Source organism: Vibrio sp. D404a (assembly GCF_030248535.1).
GTDB lineage: Bacteria > Pseudomonadota > Gammaproteobacteria > Enterobacterales > Vibrionaceae > Vibrio.
In genome coordinates this window covers 33977-56659 of record NZ_JAHGAJ010000016.1, presented here as the reverse complement: position 1 = coordinate 56659, position 22683 = coordinate 33977, and the positions used below count along the sequence as shown (strand labels likewise).

20 protein-coding genes are annotated in these 22683 nt (G+C 46.4%); 15 read left to right on the top strand and 5 right to left on the bottom strand.

Translation table 11 applies throughout. The annotated features are described in order from the left end of the window. Positions 1-49: 49 nt before the first annotated feature. A complete protein-coding gene (gene srmB / locus KI655_RS09330; protein WP_285403919.1) occupies positions 50-1282 on the bottom strand; it encodes an ATP-dependent RNA helicase SrmB in 1233 nt (410 codons plus the stop codon). A gap of 108 nt (positions 1283-1390) precedes the next feature. Then, on the bottom strand, positions 1391-2113 hold the full coding sequence (locus KI655_RS09325) for a tRNA1(Val) (adenine(37)-N6)-methyltransferase (RefSeq protein WP_285403917.1): 723 nt from the start codon (positions 2111-2113) through the stop codon (positions 1391-1393). A 312-nt stretch (positions 2114-2425) separates the two neighbouring features. Between KI655_RS09325 and brnQ the strand changes: the two genes are divergently transcribed. Further along, on the top strand, positions 2426-3739 hold the full coding sequence (brnQ, locus tag KI655_RS09320) for a branched-chain amino acid transport system II carrier protein (RefSeq protein ID WP_285403915.1): 1314 nt from the start codon (positions 2426-2428) through the stop codon (positions 3737-3739). Positions 3740-3862: 123 nt separating this feature from the next. On the opposite strand, the gene fldB is transcribed toward brnQ, so the two are convergent. Beyond that, positions 3863-4384, bottom strand: coding sequence for a flavodoxin FldB (fldB, locus tag KI655_RS09315; protein ID WP_285403913.1), 522 nt, complete (start codon positions 4382-4384; stop codon positions 3863-3865). A 150-nt stretch (positions 4385-4534) separates the two neighbouring features. On the opposite strand from fldB, the gene xerD reads away from it, so the two are divergent. The 9 genes from xerD (at position 4535) to KI655_RS09270 (ending at position 13873) form a co-directional block, all read left to right on the top strand. Beyond that, positions 4535-5449, top strand: a complete 915-nt coding sequence (gene xerD, locus KI655_RS09310) for a site-specific tyrosine recombinase XerD (protein WP_285404381.1) — start codon at positions 4535-4537, stop codon at positions 5447-5449. Positions 5450-5475: 26 nt separating this feature from the next. Continuing rightward, positions 5476-6255 (top strand): thioredoxin fold domain-containing protein, encoded by a 780-nt coding sequence (locus tag KI655_RS09305; RefSeq protein ID WP_285403911.1) that lies wholly within the window; start codon positions 5476-5478, stop codon positions 6253-6255. Between the two features lie 74 nt (positions 6256-6329). Then, entirely contained in the window at positions 6330-8066 is a 1737-nt protein-coding gene (recJ, locus tag KI655_RS09300; protein ID WP_285403909.1) for a single-stranded-DNA-specific exonuclease RecJ, read from the top strand. A 227-nt stretch (positions 8067-8293) separates the two neighbouring features. Next, positions 8294-9392, top strand: a protein-coding gene (gene prfB / locus KI655_RS09295) for a peptide chain release factor 2 (RefSeq protein WP_150895812.1) whose coding sequence is annotated in 2 segments (ribosomal slippage) — positions 8294-8368 and positions 8370-9392 — 1098 coding nt in all. Because the reading frame shifts where the segments join, the coding sequence is not laid out codon by codon here. Between the two features lie 50 nt (positions 9393-9442). Beyond that, positions 9443-10960, top strand: coding sequence for a lysine--tRNA ligase (gene lysS, locus KI655_RS09290; protein WP_285403906.1), 1518 nt, complete (start codon positions 9443-9445; stop codon positions 10958-10960). A gap of 276 nt (positions 10961-11236) precedes the next feature. Further along, positions 11237-12571, top strand: a complete 1335-nt coding sequence (vpsR, locus tag KI655_RS09285) for a cyclic-di-GMP-binding transcriptional regulator VpsR (RefSeq protein WP_285403904.1) — start codon at positions 11237-11239, stop codon at positions 12569-12571. A 317-nt stretch (positions 12572-12888) separates the two neighbouring features. Further along, entirely contained in the window at positions 12889-13011 is a 123-nt protein-coding gene (locus tag KI655_RS09280; protein WP_263641666.1) for a hypothetical protein, read from the top strand. 107 nt (positions 13012-13118) lie between these two features. Then, positions 13119-13370: a DUF1127 domain-containing protein gene (locus KI655_RS09275; RefSeq protein ID WP_285403900.1), complete on the top strand. Its 252-nt coding sequence runs from the start codon at positions 13119-13121 to the stop codon at positions 13368-13370. 191 nt (positions 13371-13561) lie between these two features. Continuing rightward, a complete protein-coding gene (locus KI655_RS09270) occupies positions 13562-13873 on the top strand; it encodes a DUF6482 family protein (RefSeq protein WP_032553168.1) in 312 nt (103 codons plus the stop codon). 31 nt (positions 13874-13904) lie between these two features. On the opposite strand, the gene mutH is transcribed toward KI655_RS09270, so the two are convergent. Continuing rightward, on the bottom strand, positions 13905-14570 hold the full coding sequence (gene mutH, locus KI655_RS09265; protein ID WP_285403898.1) for a DNA mismatch repair endonuclease MutH: 666 nt from the start codon (positions 14568-14570) through the stop codon (positions 13905-13907). Between the two features lie 614 nt (positions 14571-15184). Between mutH and rppH the strand changes: the two genes are divergently transcribed. From rppH to KI655_RS09240, 5 genes are read left to right on the top strand one after another with little or no spacing between them, the layout of a single operon-like run. Next, positions 15185-15703, top strand: a complete 519-nt coding sequence (rppH, locus tag KI655_RS09260) for an RNA pyrophosphohydrolase (protein WP_032553170.1) — start codon at positions 15185-15187, stop codon at positions 15701-15703. 2 nt (positions 15704-15705) lie between these two features. Beyond that, positions 15706-17955: a phosphoenolpyruvate--protein phosphotransferase gene (ptsP, locus tag KI655_RS09255; protein ID WP_285403895.1), complete on the top strand. Its 2250-nt coding sequence runs from the start codon at positions 15706-15708 to the stop codon at positions 17953-17955. Between the two features lie 8 nt (positions 17956-17963). Beyond that, positions 17964-18755: a sulfite exporter TauE/SafE family protein gene (locus KI655_RS09250; RefSeq protein WP_285403893.1), complete on the top strand. Its 792-nt coding sequence runs from the start codon at positions 17964-17966 to the stop codon at positions 18753-18755. A gap of 54 nt (positions 18756-18809) precedes the next feature. Further along, positions 18810-19631: a prolipoprotein diacylglyceryl transferase gene (lgt, locus tag KI655_RS09245; RefSeq protein WP_285403891.1), complete on the top strand. Its 822-nt coding sequence runs from the start codon at positions 18810-18812 to the stop codon at positions 19629-19631. Positions 19632-19640: 9 nt separating this feature from the next. Continuing rightward, positions 19641-20492 (top strand): thymidylate synthase, encoded by an 852-nt coding sequence (locus KI655_RS09240; protein WP_285403889.1) that lies wholly within the window; start codon positions 19641-19643, stop codon positions 20490-20492. A 672-nt stretch (positions 20493-21164) separates the two neighbouring features. Here KI655_RS09240 and KI655_RS09235 read toward each other — a convergent pair. After that, positions 21165-22310 (bottom strand): Na/Pi symporter, encoded by a 1146-nt coding sequence (locus KI655_RS09235; RefSeq protein WP_285403887.1) that lies wholly within the window; start codon positions 22308-22310, stop codon positions 21165-21167. Positions 22311-22683: the final 373 nt, after the last annotated feature.

The window sequence follows — 22683 nt, the reverse complement described above, 5'->3', positions numbered from 1 at the left end:
TCAGAATGTTCGGTCACCGTGTCAGTGACCGAATACGACACGAAGAGAATTACTTCTTCTTTTTCTTCGCAACTTTTTTAGCTGCGCCTTTTTTGTCGTCTTTCTTTACCTTTTTCTTCTTCTTGAAGACAGGTTTTTTGTGCGTAGGACGCATGCCTTCAATGAAGCGTTCCTTGATGCTCTCTTTAGTGTAACGAGCTACACGCTCAATCATTGGTTGATCGTGCGCTTCTACGATAGAGATAGCATTACCTTTCTTGCCCGCACGCGCTGTACGGCCAATACGGTGTAGGTAAACGTCCGCAGTACGCGGCATATCGTAGTTAATTACGTGGCTCACGTCAGGTAGGTCGATACCACGAGCTGCTACGTCCGTCGCAAGCAACACGTTTACTGAACCGTCACGGAAGCGAGCAATCGCGTTGTTACGGCGGTCTTGCGGCATTTCACCTTGAATCCAAGCACATGGGATCTGTGAGCTCTCTAGTTGAGCGCGTAGATCAGCCAAACGCTCACGTGTTTTAAGGAACACGATAGTACGTTCAGCTTGTTCAGTGATGATGTGCTTTAGAAGATCCAGCTTGTGCTCTGCTGTGTCTGCGCGGTGGTACCACTGAGTGATCTTTTTACGCTCACGTAGAGAAGATTTTGCATCGATCTCTGCTGGGTTGTTCAGTAGATCTTCAGTGAAGCCTTCAACGCCTTTGCCTTCGAGTGTTGCAGAGAACAGTAGCGTCTGTTTACGCCAGCGACACTCCGCAGATAGACGGTCAACCACTGGACCAAAGCCCATGTCTAGCATGCGGTCTGCTTCATCTAGGATTAGCCATTCGATAGCACGGCAATCAAAGCGCTCAGCTTCGATGTACTCCATTAGACGACCTGGAGTTGCAACAACGATGTCTTGAGTCGTGCCCAGGATATCGGCGTGCTCTTGGTACATTACACCGCCAGTAATGGTGAAGATATTAAGGCTGGTGTATTTCGCAAGATCACGAGCTTGGTCTGCGATCTGCATCGCTAGCTCACGCGTCGGCGTTAGGATCAGCATACGTGCTGGGCCCGCTTTCTTACGTGGGAAGTCCAATAGGTATTGAAGTGCTGGTAGAACAAATGATGCAGTCTTACCAGTACCTGTTGGTGCAGAAGCTAAAACGTCTCGTCCATCTAACGCTTGTGGGATTGCTTCAGCTTGTATCTGTGTTGGGCGTTCGTAACCCATCTCGTCGATTGCTTTAAGCAGCTCTTGTTCTAGATCGAGTTCTGCAAAGGTTCTGATCACTGTTGTTTCTCCACAAGCAATAAATGTGTCTGCACGTCGTTGGCAGACGATAAAAAAGAGTAGTCGGACATTATAGAAGCATTAGTGATTAGGATCACATGGTATTTGCTACATCTTGAGATAAAAATCTTGGGTTAACGCGATAAAGGCGTCGCTGTACCCATTTTGATCGTGAATCAATAGCTGTTGATGGTCGAGTTGCACATCAGGATCCTTGGTGAGTTCAAGCAGGAGACGCGTTGGCTGCTTTCTGGCTGTGGTCTGAACATCCAGTCGACGAGACAGGTGCCAACCATACTCCGAGGCGAGATCGATGAATTGCTCGCCCTCTACCATAGGCAAAATAAAGCTCGCGGTCGCCATCGGTGTCGTGAGTTCATAACAGCGCGTCGCCAACGCCTTGTGATCCAAGCTGGTGGTGTGACGGGCGGTAGCACGTTGATGGTGCGTCGCTTGCTCACCCGAGTTGAAATAAGGCGGATTACAGATGATGGCATCAAACTGCTCTGTAAGATCAACCTCTAGCACGCTACCAAAATAGAGCTGCAGACGATGGCTCCAAGGCGAGTGGTCGAAGTTCACTTTCGCTGCATGAATCGCATCGGGATCAATATCAATCGCACTCACTGTCACAGAAGGGAAGCGCTGAGCCAACATCAGTGCGAGTAGACCCGTTCCCGTACCAATATCCAATACCTGTTGCTGGTGGTTGAGCTGTGTCCAAGCGCCTAATAGAACGCCATCGGTGCTGACCGGCATTCCGCTCTGTCCGCCATAAATGGAAAACTGTTTAAAATTAAAGCTTTTGGTCTCTAACGTTTTTTCTTTCATAAATCTGCGGGTACCGGAATTTTTAACTATTTAGCTTTATTGTTGATCTTTTGTACAGGGTTTTGTTCTGGGTTGGTTTAAATTGTTACCACTTATGAGTAGTTTATAATTGTAGCTATGTTTTCAAAACTAGTGAAATAAACTGCTTTTGACCTGAAAATGCAAATTAATATGGTGTTTTTCTGCGGTAGCTTGCAGCTGACTAAGTGTTTCGTCATTATGCGCGACTATTTTATAGATTGAGTGGCAGTTTTGAACTGTAACATTCACGCAAGCACAACATCATTTCAAAAATATAATTAAGGATTATCTGTGAAACAGAGTCTAAAACTAACAGATATAATGGCATTGGGCTTTATGCTTTTTGCGTTTTTCTTGGGTGCGGGTAACATCATATTCCCACCACTAGCTGGCCAGTTGGCTGGTGATCACTTTCTTCCAGCGATGTCTGGTTTCCTGCTGACCGCCGTTGGTCTGCCGTTAATCACTATTGTTGCTGTTGCTCTAGCAGGTGGCTCCTGGGGTCATTTGACCAAGGATCTTCCTAAGCAAGCTGCGACGATCATGGCAGTGCTGATCTTTATTATCATCGGTCCTGCATTTGCTGCGCCACGTACCGGCCTAGTAGCTTACGAGATGGCGGTGAAACCGTTCTTCATTGATGCCTCTCAAGCTCACCTGACTTTCTTTTCTATCGCGTTTTTTGTGGTTGCCATGTTCTTCTCATGGTCTCAAGGTAAGCTGATTGACGTTATTGGTAAGGTACTAACCCCTGCGCTATTTGTGGGTCTGGTTGTCCTAGCAATTGCTGTATTTGTTAACCCTCAGGGTGACGTTCTTGCCGCTCACGGTGAATACATTACTCAGCCACTGACAAAAGGTTTCCTTGAAGGCTACAACACCATGGATACCTTCGCGTCATTGATGTTTGGTATGTTGATTGTGGACTCTATCCGTAGCAAAGGTATTACGGATCGCGCGGCTACAACTAAGTACCTGATCAGTGCTGGTTGCATTGCAGCAGCAGGCCTAGCGTTTGTTTACATCTCTCTATTCTTCCTTGGTGCAACTAGCTCAACGGTTGCGGCGGGTGCTGACAATGGCGGTGCAATCCTAAGTCTATATGTTCAATCACTGTTTGGTCCTTCAGGTCAAATCGTTCTGTCTGTGATCGTTCTACTGGCGTGTCTAACGACGGCAATTGGCTTGGTATCGGCATGTTCTGATTACTTCAGCTCACTGACATCACTCTCTTACAAGACTTGGGTGATCATCGTTGGTGTTGCGTGTGCAACGGTAGCGAATGTGGGGCTTTCTCAGCTTATTTCTCTGTCTGTGCCAGTTCTGTTTGCGCTTTACCCAGTGGCAATCGCTCTAGTGGCGCTGACATTCCTGCGTAGTCGCTTCCCGAATCCAAAAGCGGCATACCGCGTGGTGGTATTGGTATCACTGCTGTTCGCTCTTATCGATGGTGCAAAAGTTGCGGGTGTAGACGTATCTGCACTGAACATGCTGCCATTGTTCGAGATCGGCATGGGTTGGTTGCTACCAACGACGGCTGCAATCATCTGTATGTTCTTTGTTGGTAAATCGACAGAGCAAGAGATGGCGGAAGAGACGGTTTAGCCTTTAGTTAGATAGCCGTTCTCCATGACATAGAAAAGGCCCCACTACGGTTTTGTAGTGGGGCCTTTTTGTCTCTAGGCTTTCAAAATCTGACAGACACTCTTGACGCCGCAGATTGATGAATTAGATTTTTTCGCTGTACTCAACCAGCACCTGTTCAACCCACGCCGCGATTCGGTCATCGCTTAACTCGTACTGTGAGTCTTCATCCAGAGCGAGGCCAACGAATTGTGATTGGTCTTCTGTTAGGGCTTTTGATGCTTCAAACTCGTAGCTGTCGTCGTTTGGCCAGTAGCCCACGAAATCTGCACCAACAGTTTTTAGTTCGTCATGCAGCAGGCCCATAGCATCAAGGAACCATTCGCCATAGCCCTCTTGGTCGCCCAGTCCGAACAGCGCCACCACTTTGCCTTTTACTGGCGTGGTTGCTAGGTCGTCCCAGATTTCATTCCAGTCTTCTTGAATCTCTCCGAAATCCCAAGTCGAGATACCCAGTAGCAGTAGGTCGTAGTCTGCCATTAATGAAAGTGGCGTTTCTTTTACATTGTGAATGTCGACTAAGTCTTCGCCGATGATGCCGCGAATCTTTTCTGCAGCCATTTCTGTGTAACAGGTGGTTGAGCCGTAAAACAGTCCAATTTTCATAGCAAGTGTTCGATTTTTATTTGAGATGGCGAATTCTAACCATAAATCGAACTCGATTGCAGCGATTATCCGCGCAAGTCGTAATTTTTATAGCTTTCATCAGGGCTCTGGCTTACCCTCAAAACAGTTTCCAATATGATGAGAATAACTATGCAGTCGCCGCAAGGGCAGAATGCCGATCATGGTCTTGTTGAACAGTTTTTAGATGCAATGTGGATGGAGCGCGGGCTTTCAGAAAACACGCTCACCTCTTATCGAACTGATCTCTCCAAGTTGCTGGATTGGATGGAAAACAATAATTATCGCTTGGACTTCATTAGCTTATCCGGCTTGCAGGATTATCAGAGTTGGCTGGTTGATGCGAACTTTAAACAGACTTCCCGTGCGCGTATGCTGTCGGCGATTCGTCGTCTGTTTCAGTATCTGCATCGTGAAAAGGTCAGAGCCGATGATCCGAGTGCGCTGTTGGTGAGCCCAAAACTGCCTCAGCGTTTGCCAAAAGATCTCAGTGAAGAGCAGGTTGATGCACTGCTGGATGCGCCCGATCCCAATGACCCTATCGAGCTCAGAGATAAAGCGATGCTAGAATTGCTTTATGCTACCGGCCTGCGTGTCACCGAACTGGTAAGCCTAACCATGGAGAACATCAGCCTACGACAAGGCGTGGTGCGCGTGATTGGTAAAGGTGGCAAAGAGCGCTTGGTGCCGATGGGCGAAAACGCCGTAGATTGGATAGAGACCTTTATTGAACAAGGACGCCCACAACTGCTGGGTGAAAACAGCTCAGATGTGGTGTTTCCAAGTAAACGTGCTAAACAGATGACCCGTCAAACCTTTTGGTACCGTATTAAGCACTATGCCGTTGTTGCTGGCATTGATACTGAACTTCTGTCGCCGCACGTTCTAAGACACGCGTTTGCGACACATTTACTGAACTATGGTGCCGATCTCAGAGTCGTACAGATGTTATTGGGACATAGTGACTTATCGACAACCCAAATTTATACTCACGTGGCGACGGAAAGACTGAAGCAGATCCATGCTCAGCACCACCCGCGTGCTTAGATTCAAATAATTTTAAGGTGAACTTAATGAGCGTATTACGCCGTCTTCCTCTACTGGCACTGCCTTTTGTTATTACTGCGTGTAATGCATCTGAAGAAAACACAGAGCAGGTAAAAACTGCGGTAGAGGCTGCATCTACTCAAGCCTACGATGTTAAAGCTCTGACCCAGCGTTTTGAAAAAATTGGTGTCAAAGTTATCGACGTTGTGCCATCGGATATTGATGGTCTTATCGAAGTTCAAACCAATAACGGCATCATTTTCTCATCACCAACGGGCGAGCACTTTATTGCTGGCACGCTCTACTCTTTAGATGAGAATGGTAAATTCAGCGATGTCTTGGCTGAGCGTCAGGCGCCAATTAATGCGGCGAAGATTGCTGAAATGTCAGATACCGCGATCGAATACAAAGCGGATAACGAAAAATACGCAATCACTGTCTTTACTGACATCACTTGCGGCTACTGTGTTCGTCTGCATAGCCAAATGCAGGGTTACAACGACCTAGGTATTACGGTTCGCTACATGGCGTACCCTCGTCAGGGTGCAACGGGTCAAGTCGCAACACAGATGGCTGCGATTTGGGGTTCTGAGGATCCACAAGAAGCGATGCACGATGCGAAAGTGAACCGTCAAATGCCAGACTCGGCAAAAGCAACGTCTGAAACCAAATCTGTGATTGCTAAGCAATACCAATTAGGTCGCGAGCTTGGTATCAGCGGCACGCCAGCTATCTTCTTACCAAGTGGTGAGCTTGTGAGTGGCTATCTGCCTCCAGCACAGCTTATTCAACGTTTAGAGCAGTAATCTACACTTCCTCAATACGCTTTCCCAAATATACACATAAGGAGTGGCCCAACTGAGCTTGGGCCCATTAGGTCATGATAGAGATACAACGCCGCCCTGAAGTCGATACCTCCGTTCTGCCAGCAGATTTACCAGAACTACTCAAACGTATCTACGTGAGTCGTGGAATCAATAGCCCAGCCCAGTTAGAGACGGCAGCCAAAGGCTTGCACTCGTACCAAAAACTTGGCGGGATCGATGCGGCAGTTGAGTTGCTATTCAAAGCTATTCAGCAGCAGAAGCGCATTATTGTCGTCGGGGATTTTGATGCCGATGGCGCGACCAGTTCAGCACTCTCTGTATTGGCTCTGCGTATGCTCGGCAGTAATAACGTCGACTACTTAGTGCCGAACCGTTTTGAAGATGGCTACGGTCTCAGCCCAGAGGTGGTTGAGCAGGCGATTGAGATTGGCGCAGACGTGATCATGACCGTGGATAACGGAGTGTCATCGATTGAAGGGGTACGCTTTGCTAAAGAGAAGGGCTTAGACGTATTGGTCACCGACCACCACTTGCCGGGGCATGAACTGCCGATGGTGGATGCGATGGTTAACCCAAACCTAGAAAGCTGTGCGTTTCCTTCTAAAGCTCTAGCAGGTGTGGGCGTGGCTTTCTATTTAATGATGGCGCTATGCGTTCACATGCGAAAGCTGGGCTGGTTTGCGCAGCAGGGCATGACTGAACCGAAACTGATGGAGCTTATCGACTTGGTGGCTCTGGGTACGGTTGCCGATGTGGTACCACTTGATGAGAATAACCGTATTCTGGTGCATCAAGGCTTGCAACGTATTCGTGCGGGTAAAGCGCGTCCGGGCATTCAGGCTCTGATTGAAGTTGCGAAGCGAGATGCTCGTCGTTTGGTGGCGTCTGATTTTGGCTTCGCTCTTGGGCCACGCATTAATGCCGCTGGTCGTCTTGATGATATGTCGTTTGGTGTTGAGCTGCTGATGAGCAATAACATCCATGCGGCGCGTCGTATGGCGAGTGAACTCGATGGCTTGAACCAGACTCGTAAAGAGATCGAAGAAGGCATGAAGCAAGAGGCAATTGCTTTTTGTGAGCGTCTAGAGTTTGGTGAGGCGGATTTGCCTTGCGGCTTAGCGTTGTTCCAACGCGATTGGCACCAAGGGGTGATTGGTATTCTGGCGTCACGTATTAAAGACAAATATCACCGTCCAGTGATTGCGTTTGCTGATGGTGGCGAGGGCAGCATTAAAGGCTCTTGTCGCTCGATTCCGGGCTTGCACATGCGTGATACGCTGGATCGCATTGATACGCAGAATCCAGGTCTGATTGTTAAGTTCGGTGGCCACGCAATGGCTGCAGGCTTAACCATCATGGAAAAAGATTTCGAACGCTTTAGCAAACTGTTTGATGAAGCGGTAAAACAAGATCTTGGTGAAACGGCACTCAAAGGCATTATCTTGTCGGATGGAGAGCTGCTTCCTGAAGAATTTTCTATGCATACCGCTGAGTTTTTGCGTGCTGGTGGTCCTTGGGGACAAGCTTTCCCAGAACCAATCTTTGATGGCGAATTTAAAGTGCTTCATCAAAAGCTAGTCGGTGAGAAGCACCTGAAATTGATGCTGGAGCCACTTTACAAAGGTCACCCGACCAATGTGATGATTGATGGTATTGCTTTTAATGTCGATTTGCGTCGCTGGCCAGATGCGTCGGTTAAAACCGTGCACCTTGCCTATAAGCTGGATATCAACGAGTTCCGCGGTAATCAATCATTGCAGTTAATGATCGACAATATCGAAGCTAAGTAGCGACCAATTCGTTTACGCTAAAAGCAAAATTGAACGCGTGCCCCGGCTCCTTTGGGGCGCGTTATTGTTGTTTTTAACCTTATGTTAACCCCATTCTTATCTCGCTGATTTCCTTTTGCGCATTCATCAGCGATTGTTCGACTTTCTTATCTAAAAATTCCTGTATCTCCGTCACACTTTTGAGTACAATTCTTCGGTTAAATTCTACTCATAAATGATGAGCTAAAATGTTTGAAATCAATCCAATCAAAAACCGTCTGCAGGATGTGTCTGAGCGCACAAATATCCTGAGGGGGTACCTTTGACTATGACGCTAAACAAGAGCGTCTAGAAGAAGTAAACGCAGAACTAGAACAACCGGATGTATGGAACGAGCCTGAGCGTGCGCAAGCACTAGGTAAAGAGCGTGCATCACTGGAAGCTGTGGTAGAGACTATCGACCAACTTGACCAAGGTGTTGAAGATGTGGAAGGCCTACTTGAGCTAGCGGTTGAAGAAGAAGATCAAGAGACATTTGACGAGATCGAACCTGAACTGGCTGAGCTAGAAGCTAAGCTAGAAAAGCTAGAGTTCCGTCGTATGTTCGCAGGCGATCACGACGCATCTGATTGCTACATCGACCTACAATCAGGTTCGGGTGGTACAGAAGCGCAAGACTGGACTTCAATGATGCTACGCATGTACTTGCGTTGGGCTGAAGCGAAAGGCTTTAAGACCGAAGTAATTGAAGTGTCTGAGGGTGAAGTTGCTGGCCTGAAAGGTGCAACAGTTCGCATCTCTGGTGAGTACGCTTATGGCTGGCTACGTACAGAAACGGGTGTACACCGTCTAGTTCGTAAGTCTCCATTTGACTCAAGCGGTCGTCGTCATACGTCATTTGCTTCTGCGTTTATCTACCCAGAGATTGATGACAACATTGATATCGACATTAACCCTTCTGATCTACGTATTGACGTATACCGTGCATCTGGCGCGGGTGGTCAGCACGTAAACACCACGGAATCGGCGGTTCGTATTACTCACGTTCCAACCAACACTGTGGTGCAATGTCAGAATGACCGTTCTCAGCATAAGAACAAAGACCAAGCGATGAAGCAGCTTCGTGCAAAACTGTTTGAATTAGAGATTCAAAAGCAGAACGCAGAGAAGCAAGCGAATGAAGATGCTAAATCTGACATCGGTTGGGGTAGCCAAATCCGCTCTTACGTACTGGATGACTCGCGCATCAAAGATCTACGTACTGGCGTTGAAAACCGCAATACTCAAGCGGTTCTTGATGGCGACTTAGACAAATTTATTGAAGCTAGCCTGAAATCAGGTCTGTAAGCTTTTCACCGAAAAACAATTTTCACAAAGAAAGACAGGATACATCGAAAATGACTGATGCTGTTCAAAACGAAAACGCACAAGAAGAGAACAAGCTGATTGCTGAGCGCCGCGCTAAACTGGATCATATCCGTAAGAGCTGCAAAGCAAACGGCCACCCAAACGACTTCCGTCGTGAGCACCTAGCTGGCGACCTTCAAGCGGAATTCGGTGAAAAGACTAAAGAAGAGCTAGAAGAGCTAAACCACGTTGTTGCAATCGCTGGCCGTGTAATGGCTAAGCGTGGTCCATTCCTAGCTATTCAAGAAACATCTGGCCGTATCCAAGCATACGCAGCAAAAGATGTTCAAAAAGAGCTTAAAGAGAAATACCAAGGCCTAGATATCGGTGACATCATCGGTGTTAAAGGTGCACTTCACAAGTCAGGTAAAGGCGACCTTTACGTGAACATGGAGTCTTACGAGCTGCTAACTAAAGCACTTCGTCCACTTCCAGAGAAGTTCCACGGCCTGACTGACCAAGAGATGCGTTACCGTCAGCGTTACGTTGATCTAATCGTGAACGAAGACTCTCGCAACGCATTCATCGTGCGCTCTAAGCTTGTATCTTCAATCCGTAACTTCATGAGCTCAAAAGGCTACCTAGAAGTTGAAACGCCAATGATGCACGTGATCCCTGGTGGTGCGACTGCACGTCCATTCATCACTCACCACAACGCACTAGACATCGACATGTACCTACGTGTTGCACCTGAGCTTTACCTGAAGCGTCTAGTTGTAGGTGGCTTTGACCGTGTATTCGAGATCAACCGTAACTTCCGTAACGAAGGTCTATCTCCACGTCACAACCCAGAATTCACAATGATGGAATTCTACCAAGCGTACTCTGACTACAAAGATCTGATGGATCTAACAGAAGAGATGCTAAGCACAGCAGCGATGGACGTTCTTGGTTCGACTTCTATGCCTTACGGTGACGAGACAGTAGAATTTGGTGGCACTTACGCTCGCATGAGCATGTTTGAAGCAATCAAACACTACAATCCTGAGCACGCTGAGATCCAAGCACTAACAGAAGCAGACCTACAAGACCGTGAGAAGATGGTAGCAATCGCGAAATCTGTACACGTAGAAGTAGAAACGTTCTGGACATGTGGTCAGCTTCTTGAAGAGATCTTTGGTGAAACGGCTGAGCCTCAGCTAATTCAACCAACGTTCATCACGGGCTACCCAGCAGATATCTCTCCTCTAGCTCGTCGTAGCGATGACAACCCGTTCTTCACAGACCGCTTTGAGTTCTTCATCGGTGGTCGTGAAGTAGCGAACGGCTTCTCTGAGCTTAACGATGCACAAGACCAAGACGAGCGCTTTAAAGCGCAAGTTAACGCGAAAGACGCAGGTGATGATGAAGCAATGTACTACGATGCAGACTACATCACAGCACTTGAGCACGGCCTACCGCCAACAGCAGGTCAAGGTATCGGTATCGATCGTCTAGCGATGCTATTTACTAACACGCACACAATTCGTGACGTGATTCTATTCCCAGCAATGCGTCCACAAGCGTAACTCTTCGCTTTCGCATTCGCGTGAATCAAAAAAGCCACCTTCGGGTGGCTTTTTTATTTCTAGACGTATCAAAACCTTACCTGTACCGCACTCTGAGTTCGAAAAATCATTATTTGTGACATAGTCTTACTATTGAGACGAAGAATCTTAGATAGTCTCACTACTATACGTCTTTGGTGTGATTATGAACTTGCTCGCACAATAAATTTCCCATATATAGGGAAGAGCAGCAGAGTCTTACTCGCCAAATAATAGAAAATTGAATAAGGAAGAAGGATGGGAACTCAATTTAAGATGGATTCCTTACCAGGCTCTCTTATCGTCGTTGGTGGTGCGTACGAGCCTTGGTTATCTGTATTAGAACAAGTTGGTTGGCAATGCACCCAGTGTGCAGACCTACGAAAGGCGGATGCACTGTTTACGGAAACAGGTCCTTGTATTGGTATCGTTGATCTTAGCCATGATGAGTTTAGTCTCAATGGTGTGGCTAATTTAGTGAGTAATAACAAACAGGTACGATGGTTAGCTCTGATTCGTGAATCACAATTAAGCTCAGACACTATCTGCCAGTTTATCGTTAACTTCTGTATCGACTTCTTCACGACACCGATCCCAGATGCACAGCTACTGAGTACCATAGGGCACCAGTTAGGCATGTTAAAGCTTGAGAAGAAGGTGTGGCCGAATTACGGCTTGAACAGTGATATGGGCTTATTGGGGGATTCCGTTGCAGTCAAGCGACTGAGGGATCAGGTCAAACGAATTGGTCCAACCGATGTCAGCATCTTGATCTCTGGAGACAGTGGTGCAGGCAAAGAAACGGTAGCACGTTCTATTCATAGGCACTCGTCTCGCGCAAAGCACCCATTTTTGACGGTGAACTGCCGTGCGCTGTCTGAGTCTCGTATCGAGAGCGAGTTATTTGGATTAGAAGGTAAGTCGAAAGACATCCCGTGTATGTTAGAAGAGGCCGATGGTGGCACAATCCTTCTGAATGACATTTTGGCGATGCCAAGAAATCAGCAGATGAATCTGCTTAAGTTCTTGCAAGACGGCAAGGTAGAGACCTCAAAAGGTCTACGCTCGGTTGATGTGCGTATTCTGGCCTCGAACTCCTCAGATATTGAGAAAGCCTTAATAGAAGGGGACTTCAATGAGGAGCTTTATCACTACATCAATGTCCTGCGGATTCATGTACCGAGCCTAAAAGAGCGTGTTAGTGATATCTCTATTCTGGCGAATCACTTTCTTCATGATTATTCGAAGGAGTTTAATGCGCAGGCTAAGAGCTTCTCTGAGGCGGCGACTAGTGCATTATCGCGTTACCATTGGCCCGGTAATGTGCGTGAGCTGATGAACCAAATCAAGCGAGTCGTTCTGATGTCCGATAGCATTATTATTGATGAAGAGCATCTTGATCTGCCAAAGCAACAAGATGAGAAACGCAGCCTGAAAAGCATTCGTGAGCGTTCAGAGCGTGATGCGTTGATCGTGGTATTGGAGTCACATGCCGGGCAGGTCTCTTTAGCAGCGAAGGAGCTTGGGGTTTCACGGGCAACCATGTATCGTCTGCTCAATAAACACAGTTTGATATCGGAAGGTTTAATTTAAACAACCGGTTATGCTCTAAAGCCACGTATTACGTGGCTTTTTTTGTTTGGTTACGGTGGTTTTTTATTTTAGGAAACGACTAAGGCCAGAGATAAGCTCTATAAATTTATATAATCATAGTGAATATCTTATGCCTCATCTTATATGCAACTAATATTTTAGGTGAATGCTTTGTTTTCAGAATGTTAATAGATTAGTGGTTGAATAATGTTCTCATTTGGATAGAATTTAACCGTGAAAGCAATGGTTTGGCATCAAACCTATCAGCATTCAAATCACATCTTCTATTGGATTAATTACTTAGCTTGGAGGCGCAAATGAAACATTTCGATTTTATTCAGCACATTTGCGCGTCGTTTGATCCTAGCACTGACATGGTGGCTGCTATGCCACGACTATCAGTGATGGCCGATCGTAACACCCAAGATAAATCTAACTAATTAATCCGTATCCTTACTTGGCTGCGGAAAAATAGCAGCTAAGACATCTCTATCTCTTATTTCGCGCTATTTTTCCCCAGTTTAATTCCACTACTGGAGAATACATTATGCGTCACTCAGTTTACCTAAAATTAGCCACAGTTCTTATTCGCGCCGATCTTCGTCATGAAGAGCGAGCTTGGAAACGGAAAGTTCGTCGTAGTGCTTACGATCTTCCATGGGAGAATACACACTTACTCAGAGATATCGGCCTAGAAGCAGATGGACGACCAATCGGATTCTCAGAGCCTGAAGCTGTCACTATTGAACGTCGCGTTCGTCATCTTCGTCGTGTCTTAAGTGCGCGAATACTGACGTAATCCGAGGGAGTGATGGCACCTGTCACTCCCTAGGATAAAGAAATAGGTGCTGGTTATGGCGTCGGAGGCTCTCCTCTGAATCAGCACCGATGAAAAGAGAAGCTTTATGCTTCTTTTTTCATATTTTTCGTGAGGTTATTTAGCAAACAAAAGCAGTTCTACTAAGCTAAAGATATTGATGGAGGTGGGGTATGCAAAAGCATCAACTAGATATGTGGTTGCATGGCGATCACAAAGACTCTTATCGAACACCCAAAGTGTATGTTATTGGTTGTTCCGATATCCCAGAGTATCTATTAGCAGTGGAATATAAGCATAAATTAGAGCCAGTGAAGCAAGGCGGTGAGCCCGTACATTTTGGTTCACTCGATCAAGTCAAAGAGGAATTACTCAGGCTTGGTTTTGATAAGGCCTATTTACGCCTCCACAACACGTATGACGAATTTGGCAGCGAGCCAAGCCAGCGCTATTGCGATATAGAGCTTGCACTTAACCCGCATTAAACTGGTGTCGGTAAGTAGTACTAACTCTCTGTTAAGCGTAGTGTTTTGTTAGTAAATGATGAGTAAACTGAGTTCTTAAGTAGAAGCCGCGTGGTTTGGTTTTTATTGGCTTGCCACTCGCGCCGTAGGCCTCGGTTAGCACTCGGCTGTGCGCTGCTTTTGGACGAAGATGCAATGCTTCACCATGACGTGCCGTGATCTGCTCGACATTACCTAAAACGATCAACTCCATCAGTTCTTCCCAATCTCGCTTGAGAATCTCTTCTTCCTCTTCACTTGGCGTCCACAACAGTGGTGACCCTACGTGACGATCTGCCAGCGGGATCTCGCGCTCGCCCTCTACAGGGATCCATAGCACTTTAGAGAGTTTATTGCGGACGTGACTGGTTTCCCAAGTCAGGCCTTGAACACCCATCAGAGGAGCTACACACACAAAGGTGGTTTCTAATGGCTTACCACTATAACTGATCGGAATGCTTTTGAGCTCAATGCCTAAGTGCGCAAAGTCTTGCTCAGGTTTACTGCCTGCTGGCGCTCCTAAATGCCACTCCAAGAGTTGTCCAACCCAGCCCTTATCTCGCTTAAGATCCTTGGGCATAGTCATCTTTGCTTCATCAGCCAGTTCTTGAAAGGTCATACCGGCAATGGCGTAAGCTCGTTCGAGCAGCTCTGCTTCCGTTTGTGGTTCAGGTTTCATAACACTTCGAGTTGGTAAAACGCCAATTTTATCAGATTCAAATGAAAATGCAGTGTGGTTAATAAATGATCACAGTGGCGATTTAGGGATCAATCCTATGGTTATCCACAGGGTGAGGGCTAAAAATTCCATAAAAACAAAATAATGGATAAATAAACAGGGGTTTTAAGGGGATAAAATACTTGCCAAATGGCGTTCAAAATGAATCTTTTGATGTTGAGTGTGGATAAAGCTAAGGCTGGTTGATCTTTAACCATGTTGAGTTTTGAAAAGATCATTCCAAAATAAGAATTATATTTCTATATAGATTTTATTTTAAAGTATTGATTTTAAATGTTTATTTTTAAGTTGGTTAGATTGTTTATTTTGTCTGTTGATGAAAGTATGGATTAAATAAAACGTTTGCGGTGAATTCTGCACATAGTTATTCACAGAAAAGGTGAATAAATGTGGTCTATGTCTCACTATTGTGTGGGTAACTATTTTATGAGCAAAAGTTATCCAGTTTTAAGAAATTATTCATAAATATCGCCCTAATCACGTCACGAAGTTTGCTCCGCTTGGGGATATGTGGAAAAATCAGTGCAATTAAAAATTTAAATAGAGGTTGGCCAGTGATAGATGGCGATGGTTACCGATTAAACGTTGGTATTGTAATCTGTAACAACCATGGTCAGGTCTTCTGGGCTAAACGATACGGGCAACATTCATGGCAGTTCCCTCAAGGGGGAATCGATGAAGGTGAAACTCCGGAACAGGCAATGTACCGTGAGTTATATGAAGAGGTTGGCCTTACCAAAAAGGATGTAAAGATCGTCGCGACAAGTCGTCATTGGTTACGCTATAAGCTACCCAAACGACTAGTTCGATGGGATTCAAAACCTGTCTGTATTGGACAAAAACAGAAGTGGTTTCTTCTGCGTTTAGACTGCGATGAATCGCGTATTAACATGCAGCGCGGAAGTACACCTGAGTTTGATGGTTGGCGTTGGGTAAGTTACTGGTACCCAGTTCGACAAGTTGTTTCTTTCAAGCGAGATGTTTATCGTCGTGCAATGAAAGAGTTCGCTTCTTTAGCTATGCCATTTAAAGAGCGAAAAATAAAAGGAAAACGCAAACAGCGTAGAGGTTAAGCATGCTCAGTCAACTAAGGGAAATAGTTGAACACGTATCTAGGGTTGAAGATGTCTCAACCGCATTGGATATTTTAGTTAAAGAGACGTGCAGCGCGATGCAGACAGAGTGTTGCACTGTGTACTTAGCCAACAATGATATGGAACGCCTTGAGTTGATGGCAACTCAAGGCCTCATTTTTGAAGGGAACAGTATTCATATTGGGTTTAACGAGGGCTTAGTCGGCTTGGTTAAACGCAGTGCTGAACCCATTAACTTAGCGCAAGCTTCCGCGCATCCTGCTTATAAGTTTTTCCCTGAACTCGGGGAAGATGTTTACCACTCATTTCTTGGTACCCCTATTATTCACCGCAAGCAAGTGCTTGGCGTATTGGTGATTCAGCAGAAATCCCCTCGCTTATTCAGTGAAATGGAAGAGTCGTTTCTCGTTACTCTCTCTGCACAGCTGGCAGTGATTGTTGCCCATGCTCAAACGCAAGGTCTGTGGCTGTTGGAGCATCAAGAGCAACCCTCGACTAAAGGCATTGCTGCCTCATCTGGTGTCGCCATTGGTGAGCTGTGGTGGGACAACACTCAACCTGAACTCACGGATGTTTATCCTGCGTCAACACTTGATATCGAACGTGAGCATGAGTTGCTCGCAGTCGCCGTTGAGAACGCACTGAATGACTTCAAACGTATGCGTAAGCGTCTCGATAGTGATATCAATAAAGATGCCTTAGCTATTTTCGACCTGTTTACCCACTTATTGAATGATCCGATGCTGCGTAAAGATCTCAAGGCGCAGGTTCAGAAGGGCGACAAAGCGGACTGGGCATTGAGACAGGTAGTTGAGAGTTATTCGAATCGTTTTGCGCGCATGTCTGATGTGTACCTGCGTGAGCGGGCGCAAGACATCCGAGAGCTCGGGCAGCGTCTACTCTATTTCCTCCATAACTCAGAGCAAGAGCAACGTTATTTAGAGAAGCCTATCGTATTGGTGGTGCGAGAGCTGACCGCATCGGTGTTAGCATCGATCCCGAAAGAGAAGCTGCTCGCAGTGATCTCGCTAGAAGGTGCAGCTAACTCTCACGCGGCGATTTTATCACGCGCACTGGGCATTCCATCGGTGATGGGGGTGACTCTTAATCTTGCCAATGTGAATGGCAAGCAAGTGATTGTCGATGGCTACAGCGGTGAGATCTTTATTGAGCCGGCTCTGAACTTACTGAAAGAGTATCGAGAGCTGATTCTGGAAGAGACTGAACTCTCTTCTATGGTAAATCGCGATATTCATTTGCCCGCGACCACTCAAGACGATCAGAAAGTGGAGATTTTGCTCAACGCAGGTTTGAGTGCCGATACCAATATCGCACTGAACCAAGGTGTGGATGGGGTGGGACTCTACCGTACAGAGATCTCTTTCTTGCTTCAGCAACGCTTTCCTTCGGAAGATGAGCAGGTGAAGCAATACCAATCGGTACTCGAAAGCTACCCAGATAAACAGGTGGTGATGCGTACCTTAGACATCGGTGGCGACAAGGCTTTGCCTTATTTACCGATAGAAGAGGACAACCCATTTTTGGGCTGGCGTGGGATTCGATTCACCCTCGACCATCCAGATATTTTTATTATTCAGCTCAGAGCGATGCTGCGCGCCAGTTGTGGTAGTCAAAATCTCAGTATTCTGCTGCCGATGATTTCTGGGGCTCGTGAACTGGATGATGCTTTGCAATTGATAGAGCAAGCCTACGATGAGGTACATGAACTGGATAGTCGCGTGCGTATGCCGCGTATCGGGATTATGTTGGAAGTGCCTTCTATGCTCTATTTGCTTCCTCTGATAGCAGACCGTGTCGACTTTGTTTCTGTCGGTACCAATGACTTAACCCAATATTTATTGGCGGTTGACCGGAACAATTCTCGAGTCTCTGATGTCTATGAATCCATGCACCCCGCAGTGATCATGGCGCTTAAACAGATCCACGATACCTGTAAACAGTTTCAACTGCCGGTGTGTATCTGTGGTGAGTTAGCAGGTGACCCGATGGGTGCTCTGCTATTGATTGGTCTTGGTTATCAAACCTTGAGTATGAACACCTCGAACGTGGCAAGAACCAAATATTTGATACGTCAGTCCTCATTGAGTGATTTACAAGATTTAGCAAATAATGCGCTCTCACAACCGTATGGCAGTGACATCTATAGTATGATGCTGTCCTATTTCGAACAGCGTGAATTTACCGGCTTTATTCGAGCGGGCAAAAAATAGGATTAAACGTGTCATACGAACTGATTGGTTTGCTAGCGGGCCTCGGCGCCGTCGTTGGTGTATTGGCTGGCTTATTGGGCATTGGCGGTGGATTATTGGTGGTTCCCGCATTGTTGTTCTTGCTGCCTAAGGCAGGTATTGCGCAAGAGTTTGCGATGCAGATGGCACTGGCGACCTCTTTGTCGACCATTATTGTGACCTCAGGTTCTTCGGCGCTGAATCATCTGAAACTGGGTAATGTTGAGATGTTCGTGGTGAAGTGGTTGATGCCCGGCGTTGTTGTCGGTGGCTTCACGGGCTCTTTCATTGCTGATTCAATACCGTCTCAATACCTGCCTAAAGTGTTTGGTATCATAGTGTTGCTTCTGGCATTGCAGATGTTGCTCTCGATTCGTTCTCGTAGTCAGAAAACCATGCCGGCACCAACCAAAACAGTCTTGTGTGGTGGTGGTATTGGCGTGATCTCTAGTTTGGCTGGGATTGGTGGAGGCTCGTTGTCGGTGCCTTTTCTTAACCACCACGGCGTTGAGATGCGTAAGGCGGTTGGATCGTCTTCTGTATGTGGTTTTGTGATTGCGATTTCAGGCATGGTCGGTTTTATTTGGCATGGCTCATCGGTTGAGTCGCTTCCAGCATACAGCTTAGGGTATGTGTACCTGCCAGCATTGGTGGCGATCTCTTGCACATCGGTACTGACCACACGTATTGGGGCCAGGTTAGCAACGCAGCTGCCAACACCGGTATTAAAGAAAGTGTTTGCCGTCTTTTTAATGTTTATAGCCGCAACTATGCTGCTGTAGTGTATTCCTCTTAGCCGTTGGCTAATTCTTTTTATAATAAATAGAGAGCTAAATATGTCTCAGGGTTTTATCGAATTCCCAAATATCGATCCTGTTCTGATTGAACTAGGGCCAATTTCTGTTCGTTGGTATGGCTTAATGTACCTTGTCGGTTTTGTCTTTGCGATGTGGCTGGCAAATCGTCGTGCAGACCAACCAAACAGCGGCTGGACTCGTGAGCAAGTTTCAGATTTATTGTTTGCTGGTTTCTTGGGTGTGGTTGTCGGCGGCCGTGTCGGTTACGTGCTGTTTTACAACTTCGATCTTTTCTTAGCTGACCCTCTGTATCTATTTAAAGTATGGACGGGCGGTATGTCCTTCCACGGCGGTCTGTTGGGTGTTATCACCGCGATGTTCTGGTATGCGAAAAAGAACGGTCGCACCTTCTTCGGTGTCGCCGATATGATCGCACCACTCGTACCGTTTGGTTTAGGTATGGGACGTCTAGGTAACTTCATGAACAGTGAGCTATGGGGCCGCGTGACTGATGTGCCTTGGGCTGTGGTATTCCCTAATGGCGGTCCTCTGCCACGTCACCCGTCTCAACTGTACGAGATGGCGCTGGAAGGTATTGTTCTATTCTTCATCTTGAACTGGTTTATCAAGAAGCCACGTCCACTCGGTTCGGTTTCTGGTTTGTTCCTTGCGGGTTACGGAAGCTTCCGTTTCCTAGTAGAATACGTGCGCGAACCGGATGCTCACCTAGGTCTGTTTGGTGGATTTATCTCTATGGGTCAAATCCTATCTCTGCCAATGGTTATCATCGGTGTTCTTATGGTGGTTTGGGCTTACAAGCGCGGTCACTACAAAGATGAACTACCACAACAAACGAAGTAAGGAATTGGTGTGAAGCAGTATTTAGAACTCTGTCAGCGAATCGTTGATGAAGGCACTTGGATTGAGAATGAGCGTACAGGCAAGCGCTGCCTGACGGTGATCAATGCCGATCTAACGTATGATGTTGGCAACAACCAGTTCCCACTTGTGACAACGCGTAAGAGCTTCTGGAAAGCAGCCGTTGCTGAACTACTGGGTTACATCCGTGGCTACGACAACGCTGAAGATTTCCGTAAGCTGGGCACGAAAACATGGGATGCCAACGCAAACCTAAATGAAGCATGGCTGAACAACGCTTACCGTAAAGGTGAAGACGACATGGGCCGTGTTTACGGTGTTCAAGGTCGTGCTTGGGCTAAGCCTGATGGCGGGCACATCGATCAACTGAAAAAGATTGTCGATGACCTAAAGCGTGGTGTCGATGACCGTGGTGAGATCCTAAACTTCTACAACCCTGGCGAATTCCACATGGGTTGTCTTCGTCCGTGCATGTACAGCCATCACTTCTCTCTACTCGGTGATACTCTGTACCTGAACAGCACGCAGCGCTCTTGTGATGTACCTTTAGGTCTTAACTTCAATATGGTCCAGGTTTACGTGTTCCTAGCGATCATGGCGCAAATCACGGGCAAGAAGCCGGGTGTGGCTTATCACAAGCTAGTGAATGCTCACATCTACGAAGACCAACTCGCACCAATGCGTGATATCCAATTGAAGCGTGAGCCTCTAGCGCCAGCAACCTTCCACATCAACCCAGAGATCAAGTCGCTAGAAGACTTGGAAACATGGGTAACGATGGATGACTTCTGGGTAGAAGGCTACGAGTGCCACGAAGCGATTAAGTACCCATTCTCGGTATAATACGCTCTCGAAATGTTATAAAAGGCTGCCATGGTGCAGCCTTTTTTGTGTCTGAAGGGCAGTGGCGAGTAAACGGGATTTGAGATGCGAAGAGCTAAGAGCTAAGAGCAGATGCGAGTAAACGAGATGCGGGATACGAAGAGCGTGTTTATTTTGAGTGAATGACAAATCGACAATCACAGTTCGTACTGTTCATTACTCGCTTCCTCTTATCCCTCATCAGCTTCTGGCTCTTCGCTCACTCGCTCACTCGAATCTCTCATCTGCTCTCCTTCGTCATTCCCTAGACTGACGGAGGAAGGAGTAGGGAGTCTGTTGAGTGATACGTTCGATAGATTCCCTATCACGCTCGTTCCTCGTTGTAGGGAATGACGGTTTTTAGATGCGAGTAAGCGGGATGATGGATGCGAAAAGCCAAGAGCCGGTGCGAGTGAACGAGATTAGAGATACGAAGAGCGTGTTGAACCTATATCGACACTCACAGTTCGAGATGTTCATTACTCGCTTACCCTATTCTTAATCTTCTTTTGGTTTTTCGCGGGGCGCTTACCTGTATCTCTAATCTGCTTCTAGCTCTTCGCTACTCGTTTACTCGTATCCCTCATCTGCTCTTAAAAAAGAAAAAGCCCGCAACTTTCGTTGCGGGCTTTGATTATGCGATGGACTTTTTGCTTAAGCAGTTAGCGCTAGGATTGAACCTGGTAGCACTAGGAAGATAGCGATTAGGTAACCTGCTACCACTGCTTTGTTCTTCACAGCCATGTCTGAAATCAGGTCAGCTGCTTTAACTGGTAGTTCACGTAGGAACGGAATACCGAAGATGAATACTGTTGCCATTACGTTGAACACTAGGTGTACCAGAGCAATCTGTAGTGCGAATACTGCGAACTCACCAGATACAGCTGTTGCTGCTAGTAGTGCAGTGATACACGTACCGATGTTTGCGCCTAGAGTGAACGGGTAAACGTCACGTACTTTAAGAACACCTGAGCCTACTAGTGGAACCATCAAGCTTGTCGTCGTAGAAGAAGACTGAACAAGGATAGTTACGATAGAGCCAGAAGCGATACCGTGGATTGGACCACGACCGATAGCGTTCTTTAGGATTTCACGTGCACGTCCTACCATTAAGCTCTTCATTAGTTTCCCCATCACTGTGATAGCAACGAAGATAGTTGCGATACCCAGAGCGATAAGTAGTACGCCACCTACTGTGTCACCGAATGTAGATAGTGGCTCTTTGATTGCACTTACTACAGGCTTAGTGATTGGCTTGATGAAGTTAAGACCTTTCATGCTCATGTCGCCAGTTGCAAGCATTGGCGATACCAACCAGTGAGAAATTTTCTCAAGGATGCCAAACATCATCTCTAGCGGTAGGAAGATCATTACAGCCAGTAGGTTGAAGAAGTCGTGAATCGTCGCACTTGCGAACGCACGCTTAAACTCTTCTTTACAACGAACGTGACCAAGGCTTACCAGCGTGTTGGTTACAGTAGTACCGATGTTTGCACCCATGATCATAGGGATAGCAACTTCAACAGGTAAACCACCTGCTACTAAGCCAACAATAATAGATGTCACGGTGCTTGATGACTGGATAAGTGCTGTTGCTACCAAGCCGATCATTAAGCCTGCAACTGGGTGTGAAGCAAATTCAAATAGAACCTTTGCTTGTTCGCCTGTTGCCCATTTAAAGCCAGTACCTACCATTGATACAGAAAGAAGTAGTAGGTAAAGCATGAATGCCAAGTTAGCCCAGCGTAGCCAGCGAGTAGTGCTCGAGATTGGCGCTGCTGCAGTAGTAGCTTGGTTCATAATGTTTTCTCCATGGACCGTTAAAGTCTGTGTTTGGTCTGTTAGTTAATCTGAGCGTGATGTTAGAGGGGAAATATTTCAGTAATATTACATTTTTATTGGTGCGGCTTTTTTTTGTGATGATTTGCTGTTTAAATATTTTGACAGTCAATTTTATGTATTTAAGTTGTTGTATTTTAAGGTTTTTATATCCTTTGGTTTATTGCGGTTTTGATCGAAAAAATTGAAAATAAATCGATTTTCCATCATTAAATATGACAGTGTGAATGCTAATGTTTCGGTAAATGTATGGGTTTGTGTGGTTATACCGTGTAAAAACCGAAGTTATTGAGGCGGGGTGTCATATTTGCTATAAAAGAAGACCAAACAACTC

Coding starts and splice junctions, on each gene's coding strand:
- KI655_RS09235 (WP_285403887.1), bottom strand. CDS start 22,310: ATGAACCAAGCTACTACTGCAGCAGCGCCAATCTCGAGCACTACTCGC.
- KI655_RS09270 (WP_032553168.1), top strand. CDS start 13,562: ATGCAAAAGCATCAACTAGATATGTGGTTGCATGGCGATCACAAAGAC.
- xerD (WP_285404381.1), top strand. CDS start 4,535: ATGCAGTCGCCGCAAGGGCAGAATGCCGATCATGGTCTTGTTGAACAG.
- KI655_RS09325 (WP_285403917.1), bottom strand. CDS start 2,113: ATGAAAGAAAAAACGTTAGAGACCAAAAGCTTTAATTTTAAACAGTTT.
- ptsP (WP_285403895.1), top strand. CDS start 15,706: ATGCTCAGTCAACTAAGGGAAATAGTTGAACACGTATCTAGGGTTGAA.
- mutH (WP_285403898.1), bottom strand. CDS start 14,570: ATGAAACCTGAACCACAAACGGAAGCAGAGCTGCTCGAACGAGCTTAC.
- KI655_RS09280 (WP_263641666.1), top strand. CDS start 12,889: ATGAAACATTTCGATTTTATTCAGCACATTTGCGCGTCGTTTGATCCT.
- recJ (WP_285403909.1), top strand. CDS start 6,330: ATGATAGAGATACAACGCCGCCCTGAAGTCGATACCTCCGTTCTGCCA.
- vpsR (WP_285403904.1), top strand. CDS start 11,237: ATGGGAACTCAATTTAAGATGGATTCCTTACCAGGCTCTCTTATCGTC.
- lgt (WP_285403891.1), top strand. CDS start 18,810: ATGTCTCAGGGTTTTATCGAATTCCCAAATATCGATCCTGTTCTGATT.
- KI655_RS09305 (WP_285403911.1), top strand. CDS start 5,476: ATGAGCGTATTACGCCGTCTTCCTCTACTGGCACTGCCTTTTGTTATT.
- lysS (WP_285403906.1), top strand. CDS start 9,443: ATGACTGATGCTGTTCAAAACGAAAACGCACAAGAAGAGAACAAGCTG.
- KI655_RS09275 (WP_285403900.1), top strand. CDS start 13,119: ATGCGTCACTCAGTTTACCTAAAATTAGCCACAGTTCTTATTCGCGCC.
- fldB (WP_285403913.1), bottom strand. CDS start 4,384: ATGAAAATTGGACTGTTTTACGGCTCAACCACCTGTTACACAGAAATG.